The following is a 25,805-nucleotide window of genomic DNA, read 5'->3' on the forward strand; positions in this document are numbered from 1 at the left end:
TGCGGCAGCCCAAACCTACATTTACCCAAATAGAGATAATTATGCATCCATTGTGTCATCCCAAACTTGATTTGGGATCCAGAGAACATCACGGGTCCGCATGCACGCCCAAAAACACCCTGACGGTGCAAATACAAAGCAACGCCCAGAGCCCCTCCCGCACTACTCGAACACACCAAAAACTAAAAAAGAAAAAGACATACACCGACTCCAGATACTTCATAGCAAAAACATCAAACCCCCACCCCGTATTGATCATGATTATCATTATTGATAAAGCACCCCTCCAGCCCTTTCTTCGTGCTCCTTCGTGCCCTTCTTGGTGAAAACTTTCCCTCTCCAATCTCCCACTTGACAGGTAGGAAACAGCCTGTCGCTTTTCACCCACTTTTACCCCATTTTCACCCCACCTATATACCACTTTTGCTCGTTTTTACCCTACTTTTGCCCCCTCAAAATCGCCCGAAATCAGCCGATTTGACCCAAAGTCTTACCTTACTAAGTGTCCACCCCTGTAATTCACCCCATATCCAAAGGAGAAAAACACCCATTTTCCCACCCTATAATCACCCACGGATTTTCAAAACTGGCCCATTTAAACATCCCCCGCTGGTTACATTCACCCATATCTCCTCACCATGCACCAGACCCCCAAAAAACGGCATCACAAAACGGTCACAACCCCATTAACCGGCCCTGTGCACCTACATAATTCACCAATAGATAGACTGATAAAATGATAGAATTGAACCGCAGGACAGCCCCAACCCCCCTCTTCAACAACAAAAAACGCACCTGCAGTGACGCAAAACAGCTAAAAAGCAAATATCACAAAATGCGCACCAACCCACTTTATCGCCCGGAAATCCTACCCGCTATTTCGCAGCCAGCATATTCTGGAATGTGCGCCACGGAAAGTGTCTGCCCGGACAATCCGTCGCCTTCACCAGCCTCGGCGTATCACGATGACCAAATACATTGCTGTCCGAAATACCGTACCGCCGCTGCAGAAAATCTGTAAGTTTCGCAAGCGATCTGAGCTGATTGCTCGTGGGCCTCGAATCGTTAAAATTACCCACCAGACACACGCCGATAGCATCCCGGTTCGCCCAGTTATTCGCCGCCTTGGCATGCGCCCCGGTCACCTGTGTCCGCCAGCGGTAAGTGACCTCTACCTCGCCGTCACCGCTGCCGCTGCCGTTGCCGATCACAAAGTCATACCCGATGCCGTCCCAGCCGAGCTGATACTTGTGCCACTGATGAAAAACCGACGCACATCCGGTCCCCGTCGCGGAGTGATGAACAATGACCGCACGCCACTTCTTTTCCTTGTCCTTCTCCGGATACCAGTTGCTTGGATACGCCCGCCTTCGCGAGTATTTCGGAGTTGGCTCGACCGGCTCAGCCTCATGCGTCCTAAGCTTGGGCCTGCTGTAATCGGCCCGGCCGACTATCACCGGCTGCGCCATCTGCTCTTCACCGCAACCCCCTGCTATCGCTGTAAATACAACTCCTGCCGAAGCAGTGCCAATCCTTTTCAAAAACGCTCTTCTGTCCATATACCCTTCCCGACGGCTGGGCCCGTCCATGCAAAATAATACCTTCCTCTATTCTTCCTTGCCCTTCCGGTGTTTCTCCATGTGCACACAATTGCCCCAGTTGTTGAACTCGACTACATCCATGTATGCTCTCATCAGCAAAACCCCCCTGCCGGAGGGCTTTTCAAGATTCTCGTCACACCGCGGATCCGGCACCTCATCGGGCTTGAAACCCCTGCCGCAATCGCAGATATCTATCTCAAATTTCTCACGCCCGATCGACCACTCGATCGTCACTTCCTTATCCGGGTCCATCCCGTTTCCATGCTCGGCAGCATTGACCACCGCCTCTTCCAGAGCCAGGTGTATCGCGAACACCTCTTCCTCGGTAAAATTACCGTCTTTGACCTCGCCGATCAGCCGTCGGCAGGCCGACCGCACACCATCGTTGGTGCTCGGTATGACCATCTTCTTGCGTTCGGCTGAATGAGGCTCCATAACTAGATATCGTCCTGTAAAGGAATGAACTGAAAAATCGGTGCGCGATTTTCAAAAATCTATGAAAATATCCCATCTAAGTATCTGCAGCAAATGCACTTAGAACGAAGAAACAGCCTCGTCCCTGCTGTCATATATCTCAAAAACCTTATCCAGCCGGGTGATCTTGAAAATCTCGTAGATCTTCTGGTCGATACAGCAAAGGTGCATCTTGCCCTGGTTTTCGTAAACCTTTTTGCTCAAACGAATTAGCAATCCCAGAACCGCACTGCTGAGAAATTTCACATTCTCGAAACTGATCACCAGCTCCACCCCTGTGCCGTCCTCGACCAGCGGCAGTATAGAGTCTTCCAGGGCCTGTATGTCGGGCTCTTCCAACAACTTCTCATCAGTCGGCACCACAAGAACCACATCACCAACGTACTGAACAGCAATTTTCGGGCTTGATTGTTCCATTTTGCACTCCATTATACGGCACATTAATTCTCGTGAAGATAGCCCACCGCAAGACAAATGTCAAGCAGTACGTTATCTCAGTCGGCAGTTTAGGCCCGAAAACTGCAATATTATGACTGCCGCACCCACTGCCGAAATGCCTGTCCGCACATGATTCATCTCAATTTTCCGATCCAGGGATTCTGCTGCCAGCGTGAATGATGTGAGAAGCTGTAAACTTTTAAATTCAAAAAACCAGGCAGAATTCCCGATTTCTAGGCAAAAAACGAAGTTTTTGCTGCTTGAGTTGGGTTTTGTTGGCGAAATTGAAATATGGGAATTGTCAAGTGATACTTACTACTACTAGATAATAAGGACGATACCGTATGCCAAAAGTTTTTTTGTATTTCGAGCAAATATCTCTTGCAAGTACCTGACAATTTTGGATAATACCGCCCTAAGTACATTAGTGACTCTTGCATGCCTAATAGTATAAGCCGAAAAGAATAAGAAAGCTATTTTATGATTTATTTTGCTTTTTTTCGGCAATTTCTCTTGCGTATTGTGAACTTTTAACAGTAAATAGAGTATGAAGACATAAAGAGCACAGAGAGGTCGGGTTGAATTACAACTTAACCCGCTCTTAATGAACTTAAAAAGCATGTACTCAAATAGGCGATCAAGCATTTTTATAACTTTAATACGGAGATGACAAATGAAGATTAGCAGATCGACAGGTTACGCACTGGTAGCTGTGGGCTACATCGCCCAGAATTACAAAGACGGCGCAGTATTGGCTGCAAGAGTTTCTAAGGAATATGACATTCCGCTGGAATACCTGCTGAAGATCCTCCAGCAGCTTGTACGTGCAAACGTACTGAGAAGTAAGAGAGGCCCACGCGGCGGTTTCTTCCTGGCACGCCCTGCTGAGGAAATCACGCTGCTGCAGATCATTGAAGCCGTTGACGGCCCGATGATCAGCCACCTGCACCTTGCAGAACAGACAAACAACGCTCCTTTCAGCATCAAGATGGAAGAAGTATGCAGAAATGCTACAGAGCAGGTTAAGGAAATCTTCGGCAGTGCTAAGCTTTCTGATCTTCTTAAGGGCTAAGCTGAGAAGATATGGAAATAAAGCAGTTTCAGGAATGGATCAGCAACAAGTACGAGCAACGAGACCTGGAGCGCGGAACGCCGGCCACTTTCATGTGGTTCGTTGAGGAAGTGGGCGAGCTTGCAACCGCGCTTGCAGAGGATGACTTTGAAAACAAGCAGGAAGAATTCGCAGACGTATTAGCATGGCTTTGCACACTGGCCAATATAAACGGTATTGACCTGGACAAGGCGTGCACAAAGAAATACGTTGAGAATGATATCGAAGGCTTTAAGTAAAAGCCGGCGAATTTACAAGGTGGGTCTCTTTGGAGCCCCGCCTTTTTTTGGGTTCATCACGGAACAATGTGGAACATTCAACTGTGCTGTCGCAGTATTAAGAAACTGTTTCAAAACTCAGATTTGTCTTTCGGGGGTCCTTTTTCCGTTCGGCTGTGTTGGTGAGTTGTTTTGGTGGTTGGGCCGGGGCAGAATTTAACAGCCGCGCCTCCGACGTACTTGCCGTAGGGTCCATTCTCGGCGGACTTTTTTATAAATATTATGCGGCTGGTGGGTGCGGGAAATGGTCGTGGTGTTGGGACGTTGAGTTGGTTGGCTGAAGTTTTGTGATGATCTTTTGTTCGGGCTTGACAGTTTGGGATGTACAGGTGGGCTTCAACCATGGTGCTGCAGAGCGGGCCCAAACATGCCACCAAGATGTAAGTCATTGATGAGAAAGCATTTACGAGCAATAAAAAGGTGTCTGACCCTTTTTATTTACACGGCGGACTATGAAATTATGCGGCTGGTGTGTGCGGTAGATGGTCGGGGTTGTTGGGACGTTGATTTGGTTGGCTGATGTTTTGTGATGATCTTTCGTTTGGGATGTACAGGTGGGCTTCAACCATGGTGCTACAGAGCGGGCCCAAACATGACACCAAAATGTAAATCATTGTTAAAAAAGCATTTACGAGCAATAAAAGGTGTCTGACCCTTTTTATTTACACTACGGCCGATCTTTTCGCCATTAAGAAAAATATGCGTTTTGGTCTTTTCCTTGTCCAATGTGCATGCTTCAATCGTGGTTCCATCTGTAAAGCAGGCACAGAGATATTCATCAAGGTTCAAGGGAAGATAACTTGACTGTAGATGGCGTTAAGTTATTATCCCACAATGATTAACAAGTACAAAAAGCGTTCAAAAATTTCGGAGGCCAAATTCCGGCAGATCGTAAAGCTGTTCGCCCTGGATATCGAGGCCACCAAAATTGCTGAGCTGACTGGTCTTTCGAGAAAGACCATCAACACGATTCTTTACAAAATTCGAATACGGATCGCCGAATACTGTCAGCAGCAAAGTCCGTTTGACGTCGGCGAGATTGAGATCGACGAAAGCTATTTCGGAGCCCGAAGGGTGCGTGGCGTTCGAGGCCGTGGTGCTAAGGGCAAGCACATTGTCTTCGGCCTGATCAAACGCGGCGGCAAGGTCTACACGCAGGTGGTCAGAAACTGCTCTAAAAGCACGCTGATGCCCATTATAAAGCAAAAGGTTGATAAGGATTCGATCGTGTACACCGATGGTTTCAAAACCTATGACGGCCTGGTTGACTTTGGCTACAAGAAGCACTATCGCGTCAAACATGGTGAAAACGAATTTGCTGAAGGCCACAATCACATTAACGGAATTGAGAACTTCTGGGCGATTGCCAAAGGTCGGCTCAACAAGTTTCGAGGAATCAGCAAAGGTACCTTTGCTCTGCACCTGAAAGAATGTGAATTTAGATTTAACCATCGACACGATAACCTGTACAAGTTACTGTTAAAAATACTCAGAAAGAACCCAATTTAATCCAAGTTATCTTCCCTTGAACCTTCATCAAAATAACTTTCTATGTCCGGGGTTCCTGACAGACGCGCCAAGATGGCCGCATGCCTTCTTTTTTCCGTCAAGGTTAAACTCAGCCGTTCTCAAAGCGTGGCTGTATGAGGATTCTCTGTTAACCTGCAAATCTTTGAGTGACTGAATGACTGACGGGATAGGGTTCAGTTTATGCTGTTCCATGAATCGCTTGGTAAGGTAGTTTCTAACCTGGTCAACTAAGCTATCGCGACCGACCAGCCCTACATGTGTCTGGAGATTTGTTAATTCCATATTATCCTTGGTCAGCACTGAAATCTTGACAACAACTTCAACTGGACTCCTTCAATTCACCCGTTTCGCTTTGCTCCGTTTTTTCTCTGCCAACAACTATTCCCGGAGTAAAGACAAAGATGCTCTCGCCGTCTAAGTCAAGTCGCCTTACCGCGCCACTGTGTTTTTTGGCTTTTATCTCCCAGCCTTTTTTATCATCTATTAACTGCATTTTGTCGTTAAATAATTTTGTCACAGGGGTCGCCACAATATTGCTTTTTATAATTTTTTCTAGTCTCAAAAATATGCCAATGACAGCGAGCGAATATCCGACAATAAAATAAGAAACTTCTTTTATTATCGGGTTAAGTAAACACCCAACTATCAACAAGATAGTCGCATACAATTTCATATTTACAAATCTTTTCGGAAACAGTTTCTTGTATACTTTGTCACTATCCACTTGCTGCTCCAATAAATTACATCCAGAGAAATGGGGCCCATCTGCTTACAGCTTCAATAAGTGCGACTGTTGCTGATACTGCTATCACGTAACATTTTGCTCTCGAAAATCAGCAAAGCCGCAAGTAAACGTCACACCTAATTAAAAGATTTCGAAGAGCCGCCGTCTAGTATATACAGGTATCGTCTGTATACAAGTACGGATTTGCGGTTTTCGGGGCATCCTGGGTGATGTCGTCGGTGGTGTGGGTGGTTGGGTTTGCGAAAGCAGGCTTGATCTGAGTGAATTGGATAAGGGGCGGCTGAGTTGGATCGGCCGCCCCTTTTTATATCATGTCTGGTTCAGTTTAGGTCAGGCGCTGCTGAATATCTGGAAGCCGCCGTAGGATTCCATGCCGTGTTCGGCAATGTCGAGGCCCTCGAGTTCGTGCTTATCGTTGACCCTGAGGCCGATGGTTACGTCTATTAGCTTGAAGACGAGTCCCATCGAGACGAGTACGAAGACGGCTACGGCAGCGACGCCGGCGGCCTGTATCAGGAGCTGTGCAGGGCTTCCGCCGTAGGCCAGGCCGTTTTTGGCGAGTCCGAGAGCGGATTTGCCGAATATGCCGACAGCCAGGGTGCCCCAGATGCCGCAGAGGCCGTGCACGGGGAACGCGCCTACAGGGTCGTCTACCATGAACCGGTCGAGCAGTTCGACGCCGCGTACGACGATCCAGCCGCCTATTCCGCCTATGACCATTGCGGCCCAGGGTTCGATATAAGCACAGGGTGCGGTTACGGAGACGAGACCGGCGAGAGCTCCGTTCATGGCCATGGAGAGGTCGGGCTTGCCGAAGCGTTTCCATACGGTGACCATGGAGATGACCCCGCCCATTGCGGCGGCGAGGTTGGTATTAATGGCGACGCGACCGATGAGGGAGCCGTCACCAACTGCGAGGGTCGAAGCACAATTGAAGCCGAACCAGCCGAACCAGAGGATGAAAACGCCAAGAGCGGCGAGCGGAATGCTGTGGGCATAGATGACCTTTGGCTTTCCGTCGGCTCCGTATTTTCCGTTTCGCGGTTTGAGTAGTATGGTACCGACCAGGGCAGCGACTCCACCGGTGGTGTGGACAACGGCGGAACCGGCGAAGTCGGCGAATCCCATCTGGGCCAGCCAGCCGCCGCCCCACACCCAATGGCCAACGATGGGATAGACCAGGGCAGAAATGATAAAGGAATATACAAGATATGCGGTGAATTTCATTCGTTCGGCCATGCCGCCTGCTACGATGGTTGCGGCTGCTCCGCAGAATGCTGCCTGGAAGAGCCAGAAGGCGAATAGCGGCACATCGGCACCGCTTTGGGCACCTACGAGCATGAAGCCCTTGAGGCCTGAGAAACCGTTTCCGTCGCCGAACATCAGTGCGTAACCAATGATGAAAAAGCCAATTGAAGCCATGCAGAAGTCCAGGAAGTTTTTGGTCAATATGTTGCAGGTGTTCTTTGCGCGAATGAAGCCGGCTTCGACCATACCGAAGCCTGCCTGCATGAAGAACACGAGAAAGGCGCCAAGGAGCACCCAAACCGTGTCGAGGCCGACTTTCAGGTCGGCGATGCTCTGGGCCTGCGATTCGGCTGCCTGGACCGTACCTGCACTGCAAAGCATAACCGCAGCGAGGATGGGTATTTGCTTTGAGACTTTCTTTTTCACCATTTTTCCTTTCCTTGTAGTATTGTTTACGAATGCAAACCTGTGAGACGGACCGGAGGGAGGTGCTCCGGTCCGAATCAACAGGCACTCGAGAAAATTCTTGTTAATCTATTTGCTCTGCCCTTTTTGTTATAGTTAACGGACTTTTTAAAAGCTGGTGGACAAGCTCAGGCCCGTATAGAAATGATCGCTGGCGGTTCCGAAGGCGTCGGAATCCCTGAGATCGTTGTCGACGAGAGTCACGTAGCTGATGCTCGGGGTGAAGGTCCAGCCGGTTTCGCCGAGAGCGGTCGGCCAGGCGGCTGAGACGGTCAGGTCGTTGAAGCCCGATTCGGAAACGCCCCAGTAGCCCTCGTTGTATTCGCTGGAGCCCCAGCCGATAGAGGCGCCGACTTCCATATCGATGCCTTCGATGAAGTTTGCGAAAGATTTGGAAACGCCCGCAGTTGCGTATGTGCCGCTGACCTCGTCGATATCGTGATAGACGACGATGTACGGATCAAGGGGTGCGTCAAAATCCAGGCCCCAGTAAAGTTCGGTGGTGCCTTCGATGCCTCCGCCGGAGGGGAAATCGTAATGGATCGCACCGACTGAGAAGCCCACGCCGTCAATGCCGGTGGCGGCTGAATAGTCGAAGTAGTAATCCACTTCTGTGAATTCGCCTTCGTTGTCGCTGTAGTCAGTCAGTTCGAGATTGCCCCATACCCCGCCGGTGAAACCTTTGTAACTGACGCTGATGTCCGGCTGAAAGACGTAGTCGTCGGTTATCAGTTGACCCCGCCAGACATACTTGCTGAAGAATCCGCCAGTGACGTCAAATCCCAGCTCGTCGTCCGCGGCCTGGACGGTCGACGGAACTATGCCGACAAGCGCCAATGCTAAGATGCTAAAACCAATTGTCCTAACCATTTTTCGTTCTCCTTAAAAAATTGTGGTGCTGCAGATAAATAGCGTCACTTTACAGGCCTGTAGACGCGATGGATAAATGCAATTGATGTGCCAGAGATTTGAAGAAAAATTTTTAATAAATGTATCATGCTTATTGAAAAGGACTTACAGTCGAGAAACATTGACCGGGTAAGGTGGCCGTGACCTGGAATGGCCCTACAATTTTGTAACATAGACCGGACCACGCTACATTATTGTGGCATAGCAATAGCAAAATCGGTAGGTTCTGAGAGGATGTAAGGGTGATCTTAGGTGATGTGTTCCGGCTGGGCAGCGGTATTGATCTGGCGAAATGCGTTCTTGTTAGCGGCGGGGTCGGTGGGTACAATGTTGCGTTCGTGCGGCTGATTTTAACGGCGAGATTAACTGGGTTTTGATCGAGAGTAAGATATGCGAGAGTTTTTGAAGAATATAATGATCGAGGCTGGGCGGGTTGCTTTGGAGCAGAAGCAGCGGCTGGGCGAGGTGAAGGTGGATCGCAAGAGTGAGAAAGACCTGGTGACCGAGGCGGATGTGGCTGTGGAGGAGTACCTGGTCGGGCAGATCAAGGAGCGGTATCCGGATCATGCGATCGTCGGTGAAGAGACAGGTGAGCATGAGGGCGGGGAGTATCGGTGGATAATCGATCCGATCGACGGAACGACTTCGTTCGTGCATGATCAGCCGTTCTTCAGTACGTCGGTGGCTGTGGAGAAGGACGGGGAGACGGTGCTGGGGGCGGTTAATGCGCCGGTGCTGGGGGAGCTGTTTATGGCGGAGAAAGGTAAGGGGGCGACGCTGAACGGTGAGGCGATACACGTGTCGGATCGGGAGCGACTGATCGACAGTGTGCTTGGGACGGGGTTTGCGTGCGTGAGGCAGAACCTGGAGCATAACAATCTGCCGTACTTTGCGGAGATCGTGACGAGAATACGCGGGGTGCGACGGTACGGGTCGGCGGCGATGGATCTGTCGTACGTGGCATGCGGTCGGCTGGACGGGTTCTGGGAGCTGAACCTGCAGATATATGATGTTGCGGCGGGCGTGCTGATCGTGCAGGAAGCGGGCGGGGTTGTCAGTGATTTTGCGGGCGGAGAGGAGGGTCGGCCTTTCGAGACGCTGGCGACGAACGGGCGGATACATGAGGCTCTGTCGCGGGAGTTGATGGAGGTGCAGATGCGGCCAGGAGACTGATCCGCCGCAACCACACCTTCCATCTTGCTGCAAAGGGTTCTAGTTTTATGCACTTTTAATCACGCTCATAATAGGTAAAGGTGTCCGACTCCTTTACCTATTTCAACACACACTCTTACAATCAGCCTTATCAGCGAAGGTGTCGGACCCCTTGAACTTTCCTCCGGCCTAATAGACGCGATAGATCAAAGAGCAACCGATGTGCCAGAGAATTGACTAAACTTAAAAAAACTATATCATCATTACTGGCAACCACTTACGGCCGTAAAGCTTTGCCAGAGCAAAGGGGTTGCGGCTTAGGCTGATCCTACAAATTCGTAATTCAACAGTCGCCACACTACATTATTGTCATATGGCAGCGGAAATTGGAAGATACAGAGAGGATTTTGCGGCGGGTGTGCTGATCGTGAAGGAAGCGGGCGGGGTTGTCAGTGATTTTGCGGGGGGTGAGGAGGGTCAGCCTTTCGAGACGCTGGCGACGAATGGGCGGATACATGAGGTGATGTCGCTGGAGTTGATGAGCGTTAAGCGGGGGCAGGTTGGTTGAGGTATGGCACAAACGTTTAGTATGCCAAGAGTTTGTAATTGTTTTTTACACTTGAGGATTTAGGGCGATCGTTCTAAGAAAGAACTTGTGTTATTACGCTGAGAACCATTATTATGGCTGCGTCTTCGGGCAACTTTTGGCTGTTTTGTGCAAGTTACTGTTAGAAGCTACTTCAAAACCGGAGATAATATTTTAGAAGTCATTTCAAAACAGCTTCTATAACTTTTCAAAGAGAAATTTGTCTTGGACTGGTATGATGAAAAGACGCGATTTTATTAAATACTGCAACTCGGCGGTTTTTGCTCTTCCTTTGATGTCGCTCCCCTGCTTAGCGGAAGAGGAATCTTTTGAGAAACCGACAAATTTTCTTCTGCTGACTGCCGACGACCTCAACTATGATTCGGTTGGGTGCTTTGGCTGCGAGATACCCGATATAACTCCCAATATCGACCGCCTTGGGGCCGATGGTGTGAAGTTCACGAATGCCCATGTAAACATCGCCGTCTGTCAGCCGTGCCGTCAGTCAATCATGACTGGTCGATATCCCCACACAAATGGCGCAAAAGGGTTCGAGCCCATCAATGAAGACCTCCCGACCCTCGGTGAAATACTGAGCAAAGCGGGATACATCAACGGCGTGCTCGGCAAAGAGAGACACATGAGACCCAAACACAAATACGCCTGGGACTATTACATCACCGAGGCTGAACTCGCTTCGGGCGCAGGCATCGGCAGATCGCCAGAAAAGTATTACAATTACGCAAAGAAATTTTTCGAATCTTCGAAGAAGCAGGGCAAACCTTTCTTCCTCAATGCCAACTCTCACGACCCCCACCGCCCTTTCGCAGGCAGCAAGCAGGAAGAAAGAGCCTGGGGGCACGATCTGCCAAAAGTGACCCGCTGGATCAAACCCGAAGAAGTGACGGTACCCGGTTTTCTGCCCGATCTGCCTGATGTGAGAAAAGAAATCGCCCAGTATTTCACATCTGTACATCGGTGCGACCAGTCCATAGGCGCGGTTCTGAAGGCACTTGAAGAAACCGGACTCGCTGAGAACACACTGGTAATGTTCCTCAGCGACAACGGTATATCCGCCCCCTTCGCAAAATCAAACTGCTACCTGACAAGCACAAAAACTCCATGGATCGTGAGATGGCCGGGTAAAGTAAAACCTGGAACCATAGATTCACAGCACATGATCTCCGGCATTGACTACATGCCGACGATCCTCGAAGCAGCGGGAATCAAAGACGTCACGGACATGGACGGCTCAAGCTTTATGCCTCTGCTCCATGGTGTGAAACAGCCCGAACGCAAATATGTCTTCACCGAATATCACAAAACTTTTGCCGGTCGGCGATATGACATGCGTGCGATACAAAGCAAACGCTTTGGATATATCTTCAACCCATGGGCAAAAAGAACAGGCCCTATGAGGATGGACTCAACAAGCGGTCTAACATTCAAAGCTATGAAGCGAGCGGCAAAATCCAACTCCAAGATCGCCGACCGCGTGGAGCTGTTCGAGAACCGCGTGCTTGAGGAATTTTACGACTTTAAAAACGACCCCGACGGCAGGAACAACCTGATTGAAGACATAAGCTATCAGGCCGAAATACGGGCAATGCGCGAACTACTCGAAAAAAGAATGAAAAAAACAAACGATCCCGCTCTGCATGCCTTCCAGAACAGAGACAACCCGAAAGCAATAGAAAAGTTCATGAAATCGGGATGACATGAGCTCGGGTAGCGGGCGGGGTTGTCAGTGATTTTGCGGGCGGTGAGGAGGGTCGGCCTTTCGAGACGGTGGCGACGAACGGGCGGATACATGAGGCGCTGTCGCGGGAGTTGATGAGCGTTAAGCGGGGGCGGGTGGGTTGAAGCTACACTTGTATTCGTAGCGTCGACGATGTTGCCTGCGGTGTCGATCAGGGCGGCGGTGCTGTAGAGGTGGTCGTGGGCGTAGTAGAGGTCCGTGGTGGAGTCGCTGGTCATGAGAGGCTCGTCGATGTAGTTGCCGTAGACGTAATACCGTTTGAAGCTGTCGCTGCCGTCGTATTCAGCCAGCACCTGCCAGTTGTCGTTGTAGTAGTAGATGCGGGTGTTCGCGGTCGTGATGTGGTCGACCTTGGTAGCTATATCTTTTCGACACCATTTTCGTTTAGATAAGAAATACCTGCTGGGCTGTAGAGCCAATCCAACTCTTTTTGTAAAACTGAAGCTGGCAGGTCATAATAGACTGCCTCCTCATCCAAACCAAGCGCGTTCACTCTGTAGGCCAATACCACTCCCTTGGTCGTAAGAAAATGTGGCCCGAGGCATTCAGAGAGAATGTTCTGCTCCCCATAGCTGCCACTAACTATGATAGCAGTGTTACCTGAGGCAAACATGACCCCGTAGCTACTGGCGAGCCAGTATTTATCTTCTGCGGTATATAAAGGCTGCATGTCTATCTGGCGAGCTGTTGACACATCATAAAGCATTAACACACGGACACCATGCAAGCGAATATCATCGGCCTCAAAGCCGGAATTATTTATACAAGTACTTTCATGTATGTCAGCAACAATTGCCAGTTGCCCCAGCTTCGAGTCATACGCTATTTCTGCCTGCCAGGGAGCGGGCCAGGAATGATTCTCGGTGCAACAGGTCGGCCAAATGCTGAATGATTTTATTATCGAAAAAGCCTTGGTGTCTATAATAATTACATTCGGGGGCTCGCTAAGCTTACTGATTAAAACTACCAACTCATTTGCAGTGTCATCAAAAGTATAGGTATATGGTAGGACAACCCCATCAACTGCGTTCTCAAGTAGTAAAGATCGATCATCCGCTTGAAGATAAACGCCAGTGTCATCGGAGTGGATTTCCAGTCCATTGTCGCTTAAACCAAGCCGTTCCATTTGATATTGCTCTGCAACACAACCACCTGCCAGTGCAAATGACAAAATAATTAGTAAAAATCGCATAGATTTCTTCCCTTATCACCTATTTCAAGCAACAATTGATGTGGCTGTTTCGTTAAAGGTTCTGCAGTTTGGATGTATACCACAATAGTTCTTTTTATTAAAATCGGCGCACCAAGCCATGATGCAGGTTTTGGCTTCTGCCTCTGTTACACATGAAAATTGTTTAATCTTTTTACCCGGCATTTCCATGATCCCTGTCTTGTCAATAGAAAACGTTTTCGTTGGTACCATAGGCGAACTTCCTGGCAAGTTGTTGTGCATATAAGGGCACTCTCCAGGTTGAGGTAAAAGCCCGCCTTTACCACCTTTGGGCCCAAAATCAACATCCGTACCATCGAGTAAGAGGCCTACGTGGACCCCTTGCTTGTAGCTCTTGATTACAAGTCCCAAGGGGTCTAAGCTATTAACAGGTTCGCTATTGACGTACACTTGCAAGCCAACGCCATTGGAATACTGCTGAAGGGCTTCAAATGGATTATATTTACTACTAGAAGGTACAATCCCCAACGGATCCTTCTGCAGGAATCGCCCGGTTTCGGGGTCGTAGTAACGGTGGCGAGAGTATTGTAATTTTAAAGAGCCGTCGTCAAGTATATCCAGGCGTCGGCCTGTGTACAAGTACGGATTTGCGGTTTGCGGTTTTTGCCAGCTCTGCGTGTAGTCGGCGTTGTAGACGGTGACTTTGCCTATGCGTTGTATTCGTAGCGTTCGACGACGTTGCCTGCGGTGTCGATCAGGGCGGCGGTGCTGTAGAGGTGGTCGTGGGCGTAGTACAGGTCCGTGGCGGTGTCGCTGGTCATGAGAGGCTCGTCGATGTAGTTGCCGTAGACCGGGAAGTCATTTTGAAACTCATTTTGCTTTGCGGCGGCCCTTTTTCCGTCTGGCTGTGTTGTGCAAAATCGGCCATAGTTACGGCTATTGCCAATTTTGCACGCCTTGCCAGCCGAAAAAAAATTCCGGCCGCAAATTCAAAAGCAGCTTCGCAAATGCCTTCCTGTACCGCTTGAAGGTGTCGCTGCCGTCGTATTCGGTCAGCACCTGCCAGTTGTCGTTGTAGTAGTAGATGCGGGTGTTCGCGGTCGTTTTGTGGTCGACCTTGCGGATACGCTGGCCGAGTGCGTCGTAGTTGAAGCTGGCCACGAGCGAATCGGAGGCGTCCTTGATCTGGCTGATGCGGTTTTCGTAGTCGTAGGTGTACTGGTAGCCGTTCTGGTCGGTGGTGGTGTTGCCCGCGTCGTCGTAGGTGCAGGTAACGTCATAGCCGGTGGTGGCGGAATCGTAACGGTTAGTGAGTTTATCTGCGCTAGCAATCAACATGCGATTGTCATTCTGTACTGGTTTCGTTTTCGTCTGTGTTTACGGTTATTGCTTTGTAGAAGCACCAGCCGAGGCCTGTTACTATTATGAGGATGGCGGCGGAGAGGATTACGTAGGAGGTGTTGGTCAGGGTGTCGTGGTCGGGGCGGATGACGTGGGCGGTTTTTGCGTCGGAGGTGTGGTGTATGAGTACGGCGGCGATGTAGGCACTTAGTTCGAGGGTTGCGATGATGCCTGCGAGGCGGACGAACCTGGATGGTGTTTCGTAGTTGTTGTCGTTTTTGATCATGACCCAGGTGGTGACGGCGACTACGGCGGCGGCGAGTACGAAGGGTGTGAGGAGCCTTTGTTCTATGCCCATTGCGGCGAGGCCGCGGCTGCGCAGGCTGAAGTATGCTATTACAGCGCTGGCTGCGACGAGGGCGAAGGAGGCGAGGCCGGCGAGTTTGCCTGAGCGGGTGGGCGGGTATTTGAATTCGACCTGCTGGGGGCGGAAGCCCTTGCGTGAGCCGTCTTTCGTTTTTATGCTGCTCATTACGACGGCAAGGATGGGCGCAGTGATGATTAGGGCGAGGCCGAAGATGTTGGGCCAGTTGGGTGCGCCTTCGGCGGTCTTGACGAAGCCGCCTGCTGTGAGGTCATCGTTGAGGGACCAGAAGAAGAGCGTGCCGAGGATGAGGGGGATGACGATTCTGATGGAGTGGTTCCACCAGCGGCCGAGGTACCAGTCTGAGCGTTCGTTTGCGTGGGTGCGGAGGTTTTCTATTTTGTAGAGCCAGCCGAGTACGAGTGCTTCGAGGAGGCCGAGGAATGCGATGCCCCATGTGCCGTTGACGAAGCCATCGACAGCGCCGAGCCAGTTGAGGCCGCCGTTGGTGACGAAGATCAGGCCGAAGACGAGGCCTATTGCGGACATGATGGGGAGGACGGTACTGCGCTTCCAGCCGGTCTTGTCGACGATGCCGGCGAGGACGGATTCGGTGATGGAGAAAGCTGAGTCTATGCCGAGAGTGACGAGGGTTAGGAAGAAGATGAGGCTCCACCAGGCTGCGCCGGGGAGCTGAGCGAGGGCATATGGAAAGGCGACGAACGCGAGGCCCGGGCCCTTGTCGACGAGATTATCGACTGCGACGGGGTCGCCTGCCTGGGCGGTTGCGAAGGCCATGCCGCCGAGGGTGGCGAAGATGGCGATGCCGCCTACGAAGCTTGTGCCGAAATCGCTGAGGGTGATTATTGCGGCGTTGTTGTTTATGTCGGACTTGCGGTGGAGGAAGCTGGAGTAGGTGATCATGACGCCGAAGGCGAGGCTGAGGGAGAAGAATACCTGGCCGAAAGCGAAGCGCCAGGTGGTTGGTTTGGCGAGTTCGGACCAGACGGGGTCGAGGTAGTAGACGAGGCCCTTCATGCTGCCTTCGAGTGTGAGGCCTCGGACGGTTAGGACGACGAGCATGAGGAACGGAAGGGGTACGGTGAGCCAGACGATCTTACCGACAAGGTTGACGCCCTTGAAGATGCAGAGGTACATAGCAGTCCATGCGAGCAGGAGCGGGCCGACGATGTGCCACTGGATGGATCCGAGGGAAGTGCCGGTCTGGTGTGAGAGGTATGTATCGAAGAAGAATGTTTTGGCCTGTGCGACGCCTTCTACGCCTTCGCCTGCCCAGGGGAGGGGTTGGCCTGTGAAGATGGACTGGAGGCTGTACCACATGAAGCTGAAGCAGTAGGCGAGGATTGTGGGGTAGTAGATGACGATGACAAAGCCGAGGATGATGGCCCACCAGCCGACGAATTCGAGTTTTTTGTTGCAGCGTCTGAATGCGTCTGGGGCGGCGCGCTGGGTGAAGTGGCCGAGGCTGAATTCGAGGATGAGCAGGGGTAAGCCTATGCAGAACATGGCGAGAATGTATGGAATGAGGAACGCCCCGCCGCCGTGCGCGTACAGTTTGTATGGGAACGCCCAGAGGTTACCGAGGCCCACGGCTGAGCCAATTGCGGCGAGAATGAATCCGCCGCGCGTTCCCCACGTCTCTCTCTGTTCTTCGAGCAGTTCAGGCATGTTATCTCCGAATTTTCAGGCTGTCGGGGATCTACAGGCCGAGGAGCGCGAAGGCATCGCGTTCGATGATGTTTCGCAGTTCCTGTCTTGGGACGACGGGCAGATGCGTGTCGGCCATTAGCCTGTTGAATCCGAGCAGCGTTTCGACACACTCGTTGACGCCGGACAATGGATAGCCGCTTCCGAAGAGCAGTTTGTCCATTACGTCGGCTTCGTATGCAGTCACGACGAGGTTGTAGACCTCCCAGACTCGGTTGGGGCGGAAGGTGAGGTCGGCAAAGACGTTGTCGTGTTTGCTTATCATGCAGATTGTTTCGCTTGCGAAGGGTACTCCCATGCCGCCGATGATGATCTTTAGGGATGGGAAGCGGCGTGCGATCTCATCGAGTAGGAAGGTTCGGCCGTAATCCATGATCGCGCCGGAGCTGTAAGGCGCGGAGTTGTGGAAGAATACGGGGAGGTTTAGTTTTTCGGCTGCTTCGTAGAGTCGCATCGCCCTGCTGTGTGCGGGGTGAAATCGGTGCTCTGAGCAGTAGAGGACAATGCCGGCGAGGCCGGCGTCGCGGATCCGGTTTTTGACGGCACGGCTTTTGACGGGGTCCTCGACGGGATTTATAACGCCGAAGCCGGTCATTTTCTTGTGAGATTTGCAGTATTCGCCGAGCTGCTTGTTGTAATCTGGGATGGAGTTTTCGACGGAGCCGAGTACGATGCAGGCATCAGCGCTGGAGCAGGCTTCGAGATGGCCCTCGATCTCAGCTTTGTTGGTCGGATTGGCAATATGTGTATGGCAGTCAGTAATCATTGTGCATTCCGCAAATCATGGCTGAGCCGGCTGCACAGGCCGACGTCGTTAGGGTTCAATGTCAAAACTGTCAGATAATTACGTCAATTTGCGTTATGATAGTGCAGTAATAAGCGTCGTGTCAAGTACAATAACGGCATAAAACACTTTGGTAAAACCGGTTATGAATGGCCGGCGGGGATTTGCGAGAGACGGTCTGGAGGGTTTGAGAGGGGCTGGGGTGAATTTCCGGATCGCGCTTGCTAAGTGTTCAAATACGGACTATAATCTCCAGACGCCGGCACGCGGGTCCAAGTTGAGATGAGGCTGGATCGTGGGATCGGGGCATTGCGTATGCGGTGAAATGAAAACTGTGTAGGGAGATTTCAACAATGGATTGTCCGGTTTGCAAAGAGGCCATGATCACTCTGGAGCTCGACGAGGTCGAGATAGATTATTGCGGGGAGTGCAGCGGGATCTGGCTGGATGCGGGGGAGCTGGAGATGCTGCTGGATGACGGCGGAAAGGCGAAGAAGCTGCTGGACTCGTTCAGCCAGGCTAAAAAGGTGAAGGAAAAGCATCGCAGGTGCCCTATCTGCCTGAAAAAGATGCTGAAGATATTTGTGGGTGACGAGGCGGAGGGTAAAGGCAGGCTATTGATCGATAAGTGCCCTGCCGGGCATGGTTTATGGTTTGACCGGGGGGAGCTGCGCGATATCATATCTCTTGTTTCGTTCGATCAGGAGCACCGGGTGGTTAAACTTTTGCGTGATATGTTCTGTAACGAATGCGAATCTGATGCGTCAACAGACGAGGAAGGAAATACGATGATCGTAAATAAACAGATATACGGCAAGACCAGGGACGGCGAGGACATTTATCTTTTCCGGATGGAGAATGAGAACGGCGTTGCTGCTCAGGTGACGAATTACGGGGCGATACTGGTATCGGTTGAGACGCCGGACAGGGACGGCAAGGGGGCGGATGTGACGCTGGGGTTTGATACGCTGGAGGGGTGGATGGAGCAGAACGGGCCGTATTTTGGGGCGACGGTCGGCAGGGTTGCGAATCGGATAGCGAAGGGCAAGTTTACGCTGGAGGGGCAGGAGTACGAGCTGGCGGTTAACAACGGGCCGAACCATTTGCATGGCGGGATCAAGGGTTTTGACAAGGTCGTGTGGGATGCGGAAGAGGTCACCAAGGAAAATGAAGCGTCGGTGCGGTTTGAGTATACGAGTGCAGACGGAGAAGAGGGGTATCCGGGGAATTTGACGGTGAGCGTTACTTATACGCTTAACAACGAGAATGAGCTGGTGGTCGCGTATGAGGGCAGGACGGACAAGGCGACGCCGGTGAATATGACGAACCATACATACTGGAACCTGGCGGGACACGATGCGGGGGATATTTGCGGGCATCAGTTGGTGATGCATGCGAATATGTATACGGAGCTGGATGAGGACAATGTGCCTACGGGTAAGGTGAAGCCTGTGAACGGGACGGCGCTGGACTTCACTTCGCCGCACAAGATCGGGGAGAGGATCGATGCGATCGGCGGGTACGATCATAATGTGGTACTGAACAAGGCGCCGGGTGAGATGGGGCTGGTTGCGGAGGTATATGAGCCGGGCTCGGGGAGGACGATGAGGGTTTATACGACGCAGCCGGGGATGCAGCTTTATACGGCGGAATTTCTGGACGGGTCGGTGAAGGGCAAGGGAGGCGCGGCGTATGGGCCGAGGTCGGCGTTTTGCCTGGAGACGCAGCATTATCCGGATTCGGTTAATCATGAGGAGTTTCCTTCTACGGTCATCCGGCCTGGTGAGGTGTATAAAGAAAAGACGGTGTTCAAGTTCGGCACGAAGATGTAGAAGCAGTTTCGAAACCGCTTCTAGAAAAAATTTGTTATTTTGCTGAAAAATAGCGGCAAAAACATGCACTAAGGTGCCTATTTAAGGAGAGTTCGAATGTTACCATGGCTTATTATCGGCGGCGTAGTAGTTCTTCTGATCATCTTCCTGATCGCGGCGTACAACTCGCTTGTGCGGCTGAGGAACCAGGTGGACAACGCGTGGTCGCAGATCGATGTGCAGTTGAAGAGAAGGCACGATCTGATACCGAACCTGGTGGAGACGGCTAAGGGCTACATGAAGCACGAGCGTGAGACGTTCGAGGCGATCACGGAGGCGAGGAGCAAGGCCATGGGCGCAAACAACGTGTCCGAGGCGAGCAAGGCTGAGGGACAGTTGAACGACGCTTTGAGCAAGTTCATGCTGGTTGTGGAGAATTACCCGGATCTGAAGGCGAATCAGAACTTCCTTTCGCTGCAGGAAACGCTGACGAGCACGGAGAACAAGATCGCTTTTGCGCGCCAGGGCTATAATGACCAGGCGATGTTCTTTAATAACAAGATCGAGATGTTCCCTTCGAATATCATCGCGGGCATGTTCAACTTCAAGAAGCGGGACTATTTCGAGATCGAAAACGAGGCAGAGCGGCAGGCGCCTAAGGTTAATTTCTAAGAGAGTTTTAAGATAGTTTTGAGCCTTGCCTTAGAAGCCATTTCAAAACATAGATTTGGCTTTGCTGAATATGTTTTGCGGGTAGGTCAATTTGAGATTTCTTCTGGCTAAGGAGAGCTGAGTATGAAACGTGGTGCAATTCTTTTTGTGATAACAGCGTTTGTATGTGCCGGGATCACTTTCGGGCAGGCGGCGAGGGTTACACCTTTTGCCAGTGATTTCGATGATAGTGTGGAGCGGACGTGGCTTGGGCCGGTGTACTGGTCGAACCCGATGCAGGACTGGGGTGTTGCGAACGGGCGGATCGAATGTGTTCAGAGCGGCGGTGATCGGAACGTATTTTTGCTGACGCGGCATGTGGATTCGCGGCCCGGCGATCTGAAGATGTCGGTGACGATCGGGCGGCTTAACGAGGACGGCAAGAAGCTGACGGAAGGATATGTCGGCTTCAAGACGGGCATACAAGGCGAATTTGACGATTATCGCGACAGCGCGGTGCGGGGTGACGGTTTTCGTGTGGGCATGTACACGGGCGGCAGGCTGTTCGTGGGCAGGTATGATGAAACGGTGAAAAAAATTGAGCCGCCCTTCCAGGATATAACGCTTACACTTGAAGCGACCCCGGTGAGCGAGGATGCTTATGAGGTTACGCTGACGGCGACGGATAAGGATGGTAAGCAGCTTTCGCAGGCCAAGCGTGATGACGTGGCTGCGGACTGGCTGCACGGCGGGGTTGCACTGGTATGTTCTAACGGCAAGGTAAAGGACATGCCGGAGAAGCGTCCGACGATCGACAACGGGAATTGGGGATTTCGTCAGGGTACGGGGCGAGGCGGTAATGTGCTGTTCTGGTTTGCAGACTGGAAAGTTGCGGGGACGAAGGTTGATTCATATCCGCAGCGTGCGTGGGGGCCGATCTTGTGGAGTCAGTATACGCTTAGCGAGAACGTTTTGAACCTGACTGCTCAGATGGCGCCGATCGGGGAGGGTGAATCGCAGGAGGTGGGATTGCAGACGAAGGGGCTGCTGGGGTGGCAGACGGTAGCGGAGGCTGAGATGGATCCGCTTTCGAGGACGGCTGAGTTTAAGGTCAAAGACTGGAACGACGGGAAGGACACGCCCTACCGGGTGGCTTATACGTTTACGCAGACGGACGGCACGGAGAAGGAAGTTTATTTCGAGGGTGAGGTTCGGGAGAATCCGAAGGACAAGGAAAATCTGGTCGTGGCAGGGTTTACTGGTAATAACGACCTGGGGTTTCCGAACAATGATTTCGTGAAGTCGGTTGCGTGGCATGATCCGGATGTTCTGTTCTTTTCCGGTGATCAGATTTACGAGGGAGTCGGAGGTTACAGGATCCAGACGAGTCCGCTGGAAAAGGCGGCTGTGGATTATCTGCGCAAGTGGTATCTGTATGGATGGGCGTATAAGGATCTGCTGAAGGACCGCCCTTCCGTTGCGATCCCGGATGATCATGATGTGTATCACGGCAATATCTGGGGTGCGGGCGGTAAGGCGACGCCGGAAGGCACGTGGGGTGCGAAGGCGCAGGATGCGGGCGGTTACAAGATGCCGCCTGTGTGGGTGAACATGGTGCAGAGGACGCAGACGAGCCATCTGCCTGATCCGTACGATCCGACGCCGGTGAAGCAGGGAATCGGTGTTTACTATACGAATATGGTTTACGGCGGGGTTGACTTTGCGATCATCGAGGATCGGAAGTTCAAGTCGGCACCGCGTGATATGCTGCCTAAGGCGGAGATATATAACGGCTGGCCGCAGAATCCTGACTTTGATGCGGAGAAGGAAGCGGATATCGAAGGCGCGAAGCTGCTGGGTGAAAGGCAGTTGGCGTTTTTGAACGACTGGGCGACGGACTGGTCGCATGGGGAGAGAATGAAGTGTGTGCTTAGCCAGACGATCTTCGCGAACGTGGCGACGCTGCCGGAGGACGAGATGAGTGATGCTGCGGTTCCGCGGCTGCGTATTCTGGACGAAGGAGAGTATCCGCCGAACGATGCGCCGGTGAGCGATTTCGATTCGAACGGCTGGCCTCAGAGGGGCAGGAACGAGGCGCTGCGGGCGATTCGCAAGGGGCTTGCGTTCCATATTGCGGGTGATCAGCATCTGGGTTCGACGATCGAGTACGGGATAGATGAGTATCGTGACGCAGGGTTTGCTGTATGCGTTCCGTCGGTTTCGAATGTGTGGCCGAGGAGGTGGTACCCGCAGACACCTAGTGAGAACCGGATACCTGGTGAGCCTCGATATACGGGCGATTTCGAGGACGGGTTCGGCAATAAGATAACGGTATATGCTGTGTCGAATCCGACGTATACTGGTTTGAAGCCGTCGCGTCTTTATGACCGGGCGACGGGTTATGGGATCGTCAGATTCAATCGGGAGTCGCGTGATATCAAGATTGAGATGTGGCCGAGGTTGTCTGATCCGTCTGAGGGCGGGGAGCAGTATCCGGGTTGGCCGATAACTATCAGCCAGTTTGACAATAATGACAGGACGCCGTGGGGGTATCTGCCGACGGTTGACGTGACGGGAATGGATGATCCGGTTGTGAAGGTTGTTGACGAGAGCAGTTCGGAGGCGGTTTACGCTGTTCGGATAAAGGGTACGCGATGGTCGCCGCCTGTATATGAGAGCGGGTCTTATACGATCATGGTTGGTGAGCCGGCGGATGGTGATTTTCGCTCGTTCCCGGGGATCAAGGCAGGGCGCAAAGCAGAACAAAGATTGCTTAAGATAAAATTCTAGAAGTCACTTAGAAACTTAATTTTCACGATAAAAGCCCGGTTCGGTTATTGAGATTACAATGTACCGGCCGGGCGTTTTTTTCAATTCGAAAGGATGTGAACATGAAAATCAGGCGTTATGTTTTTGCAATTACACTAATATTCTGTGTTTCACAGATCGTCAGTGCGGCTGATTTTACGGCCGACTGGAAAGAAGGACAGGAACGAGTGTGGGCCGGGCCGGACTTCTGGGCTAATCGGCTGCAGGACTGGCAGGTAGCAAACGGGCGGATCGAATGCGTTGAAGCCAGTAAACGTGAGGCGATGCGGACGCTGCATCTGCTGACGTACTATATTGAGCCGGGGATAGGTACGGTTGAGATGTCTGTCAAGGCTGGGCTGCTTAAAGGCGGGAACAGCGTGGCGGCGGACGGAGCTGCGGGTTTTCTGATCGCTGCGGGCGGCGGGATCGACCATCGTTCGGCAGCGTTCGTGCACAACAGTTACGGACCGAACGGCGGGTATTTTGCGGGCATCAACGGTGAAGGGAAACTGTTCGTTCACGATCTCAGCGAGGCGAAATGGGAAGGCAGAGGCAGACAGAGAACCGTTGATAAGAGTGCCTGTCTGATAGCTGAAAGCGAAGGAAGTCTGGCATCGCTTAAGGATATTGTGCTGAAGCTGTCAGCAAAGCCTACCGATTCGGGGTATTCGATCGAACTGACTGCGAGTGATGATGCGAGCGGTGAGGTTGTCGTTGTGAAGGCTGAGCGAATACCGTCTGAGGGGTTCAGCGGACAGATTGCGCTGGTTTCGCATCCGGGGACCAAGAGGGATTTCGCCAGCTTCTGGTTTGACGAATGGCAGGTCAGCGGGAGCAAGGTCGGGCATGATGCGTCGAGAGCGTTCGGGCCAATCGCTTGTACGCAGTATACGCTTTCGAAAGGTGTTTTGAAGATGACGGCGCAGTTTACGCCTGTTTCGGAGAGTGGCAATAAGGATGTTCTGCTGCAGATAAGCGAGAACGGCGACTGGAAGACATTGAGTAAGACGCAGATCAATATTCCCAGTTATACGGCGACTTTCAAGGTTGCGAATTTTGAGCCTGGCGAGGATACGCAGTATCGTGTTGTATATGAGATGCCGAGTATGGAAGGTTCGCTTTCTTCTTATACGTGGTCGGGTACGATCGCGAAAAATCCTGCAGATCAGGACACGGTGACTGTGGCGGCGTTCACGGGCAATCACAACATGGCGCGGGGGATGGAGTCGGGCATTTATGAGTGGACCAAGGAGACGCTGTGGTTTCCGCATGAGGATATGACGGCGAATGTTGCGAAGCAGCAGCCGGACCTGCTTTTCTTCAGCGGGGATCAGGTTTACGAGTACGGCAGTCCGACGCATGCAGTGAGAAATCCGCTGGATAAGGCGATCACGGACTATCTTTATAAGTGGTATCTGTGGTGCTGGGCATATCGTGATCTGGCGAAGGATATACCGTGCGTCTGTATACCGGATGATCATGACGTGTTTCAGGGGAACTTGTGGGGACAAGGCGGCAGGCCAATTCGGGGGCAGAGCCGGGGCGGATACACGATGCCTGCGGAGTTCGTGAAAGCTGTTGAAGCGACTCAGACGAGCCATTTCCCGGATCCGTTCGACCCAACGCCGATAGAGCAGGGAATCGGGGTGTATTATACGGATATGAACGTCGGCGGGGTGAGTTTCGGTATCATCGAGGACAGGAAGTTCAAGACGGGCGAAAAAAGCGAACAGGTGATCCTGGGCGATCCGACGGAGATCAAGCTGCTTGGTGAGAGGCAGTTGGAGTTTTTGCAGCATTGGGCGGCGGACTGGTCGAACGGGACCGTGATGAAGTCTGTTCTGAGTCAGACGATCTTTGCGTGCGTTCATACGGGCTGGGGCGGCGGAGCGAGATTGAATGAGCCGCACAAGCCTTCAGTTGACCATGATTCCAACGGCTGGCCGGTGCATGGCAGGAACAAGGCTTTACGTGAAATCCGCAAAGGTTTCGCTTTTCATATCGCGGGAGATCAGCACCTGGGGTCGATCGTACATCACGGGATAGATGAATGGGACGATGCGGGGTGGAGCTTCTGTGTGCCTTCGGTTGCGAATTATTATCCGCGGTCGTGGAAGACGCTCGAACCCGGCAAGAACCATATCGAGGGTCTGCCGGATTATACGGGGCAGTTCCATGACGGATTTGGAAACAAGATCAATGTGTATGCGGCGGCAAATCCCGGTTATGAATCGGGTGTTTTTCCGGCGAGGCTGCACGACAGGAGTCCGGGGTATGGGATCGTACACTTTGACAAGCCTGAGCGGACGATCACGATGGAATGCTGGCCGAGATATGTCGATCCTACGGATGAGTCGACGGGTTCGCAGTATGAGGGGTGGCCGCGAACGATCGACATGATGGATAATTACGGGCGTGAGGCTGAGGCGTATCTGCCGACGATCAAGGTCAGCGGGACGAAGGATCCGGTCGTTCAGGTGATCGGGGAGAAGTTTGCGGAGATCGTGTATACGGTGCGGATCAAGGGTAATGAGTTTTCGCCGAAGGTTTTTGATGCGGATGATGAGTATACAGTGATCGTATCGCAGCCGGACGAGGGACAGGTAGAAGTGCTCAACGATCTCAAGGCTACGAGCGAGGAAGGGTCATCTGTTGTAGAGCTGGCCTTTTAATAATCATTGTTCAACTTAGACGGGCATTCTAACTGGGTAGTCGTAAGCGGCTATCCAGTTTTTTTTGCATGAATATGCAGAATTGAACAAAACAGGGGCGGGAAGCTAAGAAGGAATGACCGAATTACGGCGGGAGCTAATTGAGCAGTTTGTAAGGTTCGGCGGTGAATTCGCTT

21 protein-coding genes are annotated in these 25,805 nt (G+C 51.9%); 10 read left to right on the forward strand and 11 right to left on the reverse strand.

Annotated elements, in window-relative coordinates; all coding sequences use genetic code 11:
- Positions 1-875: 875 nt before the first annotated feature.
- From STSP2_RS12030 to STSP2_RS12040, 3 genes are all read right to left on the reverse strand, one after another.
- The gene (locus tag STSP2_RS12030; protein ID WP_205847888.1) at positions 876-1,541 is read right to left on the reverse strand and encodes a peptidoglycan recognition protein family protein; all 666 of its coding nucleotides are present in this window, start codon (positions 1,539-1,541) and stop codon (positions 876-878) included.
- Between the two features lie 66 nt (positions 1,542-1,607).
- Positions 1,608-2,036: an ATP-binding protein gene (locus STSP2_RS12035; protein WP_146663004.1), complete on the reverse strand. Its 429-nt coding sequence runs from the start codon at positions 2,034-2,036 to the stop codon at positions 1,608-1,610.
- Positions 2,037-2,135: 99 nt separating this feature from the next.
- Positions 2,136-2,492: an STAS domain-containing protein gene (locus tag STSP2_RS12040; protein ID WP_169853183.1), complete on the reverse strand. Its 357-nt coding sequence runs from the start codon at positions 2,490-2,492 to the stop codon at positions 2,136-2,138.
- 694 nt (positions 2,493-3,186) lie between these two features.
- Here STSP2_RS12040 and STSP2_RS12045 point away from each other — a divergent pair.
- From STSP2_RS12045 to STSP2_RS12055, 3 genes are all read left to right on the forward strand, one after another.
- Positions 3,187-3,585, forward strand: a complete 399-nt coding sequence (locus STSP2_RS12045; RefSeq protein ID WP_146663008.1) for an RrF2 family transcriptional regulator — start codon at positions 3,187-3,189, stop codon at positions 3,583-3,585.
- A gap of 11 nt (positions 3,586-3,596) precedes the next feature.
- Complete coding sequence (locus STSP2_RS12050; protein WP_146663010.1) at positions 3,597-3,863, forward strand: MazG nucleotide pyrophosphohydrolase domain-containing protein; 267 nt, start codon at positions 3,597-3,599, stop codon at positions 3,861-3,863.
- 873 nt (positions 3,864-4,736) lie between these two features.
- Positions 4,737-5,411: an IS1595 family transposase gene (locus STSP2_RS12055; protein ID WP_146661561.1), complete on the forward strand. Its 675-nt coding sequence runs from the start codon at positions 4,737-4,739 to the stop codon at positions 5,409-5,411.
- Positions 5,412-5,751: 340 nt separating this feature from the next.
- Here the strand turns inward: STSP2_RS12055 and STSP2_RS12060 are convergent, their stop codons facing one another.
- The 3 genes from STSP2_RS12060 to STSP2_RS12070 form a co-directional block, all read right to left on the reverse strand.
- On the reverse strand, positions 5,752-6,156 hold the full coding sequence (locus STSP2_RS12060; protein WP_146663012.1) for a hypothetical protein: 405 nt from the start codon (positions 6,154-6,156) through the stop codon (positions 5,752-5,754).
- 351 nt (positions 6,157-6,507) lie between these two features.
- Complete coding sequence (locus STSP2_RS12065) at positions 6,508-7,854, reverse strand: ammonium transporter (RefSeq protein ID WP_205847889.1); 1,347 nt, start codon at positions 7,852-7,854, stop codon at positions 6,508-6,510.
- Positions 7,855-7,998: 144 nt separating this feature from the next.
- Positions 7,999-8,760 (reverse strand): TorF family putative porin, encoded by a 762-nt coding sequence (locus STSP2_RS12070; RefSeq protein WP_146663014.1) that lies wholly within the window; start codon positions 8,758-8,760, stop codon positions 7,999-8,001.
- Between the two features lie 429 nt (positions 8,761-9,189).
- Here STSP2_RS12070 and STSP2_RS12075 point away from each other — a divergent pair, with 429 nt between their 5' ends.
- The 3 genes from STSP2_RS12075 (at position 9,190) to STSP2_RS12085 (ending at position 12,254) form a co-directional block, all read left to right on the forward strand.
- The gene (locus STSP2_RS12075) at positions 9,190-9,972 is read left to right on the forward strand and encodes an inositol monophosphatase family protein (RefSeq protein WP_146663016.1); all 783 of its coding nucleotides are present in this window, start codon (positions 9,190-9,192) and stop codon (positions 9,970-9,972) included.
- Positions 9,973-10,324: 352 nt separating this feature from the next.
- Entirely contained in the window at positions 10,325-10,519 is a 195-nt protein-coding gene (locus STSP2_RS12080) for an inositol monophosphatase family protein (protein WP_146663017.1), read from the forward strand.
- A gap of 253 nt (positions 10,520-10,772) precedes the next feature.
- Positions 10,773-12,254: a sulfatase family protein gene (locus STSP2_RS12085; protein ID WP_146663019.1), complete on the forward strand. Its 1,482-nt coding sequence runs from the start codon at positions 10,773-10,775 to the stop codon at positions 12,252-12,254.
- 400 nt (positions 12,255-12,654) lie between these two features.
- On the opposite strand, the gene STSP2_RS12090 is transcribed toward STSP2_RS12085, so the two are convergent.
- From STSP2_RS12090 to STSP2_RS12110, 5 genes are all read right to left on the reverse strand, one after another.
- A complete protein-coding gene (locus STSP2_RS12090; protein WP_146663020.1) occupies positions 12,655-13,488 on the reverse strand; it encodes a hypothetical protein in 834 nt (277 codons plus the stop codon).
- Positions 13,489-13,512: 24 nt separating this feature from the next.
- Positions 13,513-14,187 carry an RHS repeat domain-containing protein gene (locus STSP2_RS12095; RefSeq protein ID WP_146663021.1) on the reverse strand — a complete coding sequence of 225 codons (675 nt, stop codon included), beginning with the start codon at positions 14,185-14,187 and terminating at the stop codon, positions 13,513-13,515.
- Between the two features lie 216 nt (positions 14,188-14,403).
- Complete coding sequence (locus tag STSP2_RS12100; RefSeq protein ID WP_146663022.1) at positions 14,404-14,805, reverse strand: hypothetical protein; 402 nt, start codon at positions 14,803-14,805, stop codon at positions 14,404-14,406.
- Between the two features lie 7 nt (positions 14,806-14,812).
- Positions 14,813-16,861, reverse strand: a complete 2,049-nt coding sequence (locus STSP2_RS12105) for a sodium-dependent transporter (protein WP_146663023.1) — start codon at positions 16,859-16,861, stop codon at positions 14,813-14,815.
- 31 nt (positions 16,862-16,892) lie between these two features.
- Positions 16,893-17,666: an amidohydrolase family protein gene (locus tag STSP2_RS12110; RefSeq protein WP_146663024.1), complete on the reverse strand. Its 774-nt coding sequence runs from the start codon at positions 17,664-17,666 to the stop codon at positions 16,893-16,895.
- A gap of 371 nt (positions 17,667-18,037) precedes the next feature.
- On the opposite strand from STSP2_RS12110, the gene STSP2_RS12115 reads away from it, so the two are divergent.
- The 4 genes from STSP2_RS12115 to STSP2_RS12130 all read left to right on the forward strand — a co-directional run bounded on the left by STSP2_RS12115 (position 18,038) and on the right by STSP2_RS12130 (position 25,629).
- The gene (locus STSP2_RS12115) at positions 18,038-19,516 is read left to right on the forward strand and encodes an aldose epimerase family protein (protein ID WP_146663025.1); all 1,479 of its coding nucleotides are present in this window, start codon (positions 18,038-18,040) and stop codon (positions 19,514-19,516) included.
- Between the two features lie 96 nt (positions 19,517-19,612).
- Positions 19,613-20,167: a LemA family protein gene (locus tag STSP2_RS12120; protein ID WP_146663026.1), complete on the forward strand. Its 555-nt coding sequence runs from the start codon at positions 19,613-19,615 to the stop codon at positions 20,165-20,167.
- 123 nt (positions 20,168-20,290) lie between these two features.
- Entirely contained in the window at positions 20,291-22,936 is a 2,646-nt protein-coding gene (locus tag STSP2_RS12125) for an alkaline phosphatase D family protein (protein WP_146663027.1), read from the forward strand.
- Positions 22,937-23,037: 101 nt separating this feature from the next.
- The gene (locus STSP2_RS12130; protein ID WP_146663028.1) at positions 23,038-25,629 is read left to right on the forward strand and encodes an alkaline phosphatase D family protein; all 2,592 of its coding nucleotides are present in this window, start codon (positions 23,038-23,040) and stop codon (positions 25,627-25,629) included.
- Positions 25,630-25,805 lie beyond the last annotated feature (176 nt).

The organism is Anaerohalosphaera lusitana (assembly GCF_002007645.1).
Classification (GTDB): domain Bacteria; phylum Planctomycetota; class Phycisphaerae; order Sedimentisphaerales; family Anaerohalosphaeraceae; genus Anaerohalosphaera; species Anaerohalosphaera lusitana.

What these genes read in the sequence shown, in the direction of transcription:
- STSP2_RS12120 (WP_146663026.1), top strand. Translation starts at nt 19,613, where the DNA reads ATGTTACCATGGCTTATTATCGGCGGCGTAGTAGTTCTTCTGATCATC.
- STSP2_RS12055 (WP_146661561.1), top strand. Translation starts at nt 4,737, where the DNA reads ATGATTAACAAGTACAAAAAGCGTTCAAAAATTTCGGAGGCCAAATTC.
- STSP2_RS12070 (WP_146663014.1), bottom strand. Translation starts at nt 8,760, where the DNA reads ATGGTTAGGACAATTGGTTTTAGCATCTTAGCATTGGCGCTTGTCGGC.
- STSP2_RS12100 (WP_146663022.1), bottom strand. Translation starts at nt 14,805, where the DNA reads ATGTTGATTGCTAGCGCAGATAAACTCACTAACCGTTACGATTCCGCC.
- STSP2_RS12110 (WP_146663024.1), bottom strand. Translation starts at nt 17,666, where the DNA reads ATGATTACTGACTGCCATACACATATTGCCAATCCGACCAACAAAGCT.
- STSP2_RS12085 (WP_146663019.1), top strand. Translation starts at nt 10,773, where the DNA reads ATGATGAAAAGACGCGATTTTATTAAATACTGCAACTCGGCGGTTTTT.
- STSP2_RS12080 (WP_146663017.1), top strand. Translation starts at nt 10,325, where the DNA reads ATGGCAGCGGAAATTGGAAGATACAGAGAGGATTTTGCGGCGGGTGTG.
- STSP2_RS12045 (WP_146663008.1), top strand. Translation starts at nt 3,187, where the DNA reads ATGAAGATTAGCAGATCGACAGGTTACGCACTGGTAGCTGTGGGCTAC.
- STSP2_RS12040 (WP_169853183.1), bottom strand. Translation starts at nt 2,492, where the DNA reads ATGGAACAATCAAGCCCGAAAATTGCTGTTCAGTACGTTGGTGATGTG.
- STSP2_RS12075 (WP_146663016.1), top strand. Translation starts at nt 9,190, where the DNA reads ATGCGAGAGTTTTTGAAGAATATAATGATCGAGGCTGGGCGGGTTGCT.
- STSP2_RS12035 (WP_146663004.1), bottom strand. Translation starts at nt 2,036, where the DNA reads ATGGAGCCTCATTCAGCCGAACGCAAGAAGATGGTCATACCGAGCACC.
- STSP2_RS12065 (WP_205847889.1), bottom strand. Translation starts at nt 7,854, where the DNA reads ATGGTGAAAAAGAAAGTCTCAAAGCAAATACCCATCCTCGCTGCGGTT.
- STSP2_RS12130 (WP_146663028.1), top strand. Translation starts at nt 23,038, where the DNA reads ATGAAAATCAGGCGTTATGTTTTTGCAATTACACTAATATTCTGTGTT.
- STSP2_RS12125 (WP_146663027.1), top strand. Translation starts at nt 20,291, where the DNA reads ATGAAACGTGGTGCAATTCTTTTTGTGATAACAGCGTTTGTATGTGCC.
- STSP2_RS12105 (WP_146663023.1), bottom strand. Translation starts at nt 16,861, where the DNA reads ATGCCTGAACTGCTCGAAGAACAGAGAGAGACGTGGGGAACGCGCGGC.
- STSP2_RS12090 (WP_146663020.1), bottom strand. Translation starts at nt 13,488, where the DNA reads ATGCGATTTTTACTAATTATTTTGTCATTTGCACTGGCAGGTGGTTGT.
- STSP2_RS12050 (WP_146663010.1), top strand. Translation starts at nt 3,597, where the DNA reads ATGGAAATAAAGCAGTTTCAGGAATGGATCAGCAACAAGTACGAGCAA.
- STSP2_RS12115 (WP_146663025.1), top strand. Translation starts at nt 18,038, where the DNA reads ATGGATTGTCCGGTTTGCAAAGAGGCCATGATCACTCTGGAGCTCGAC.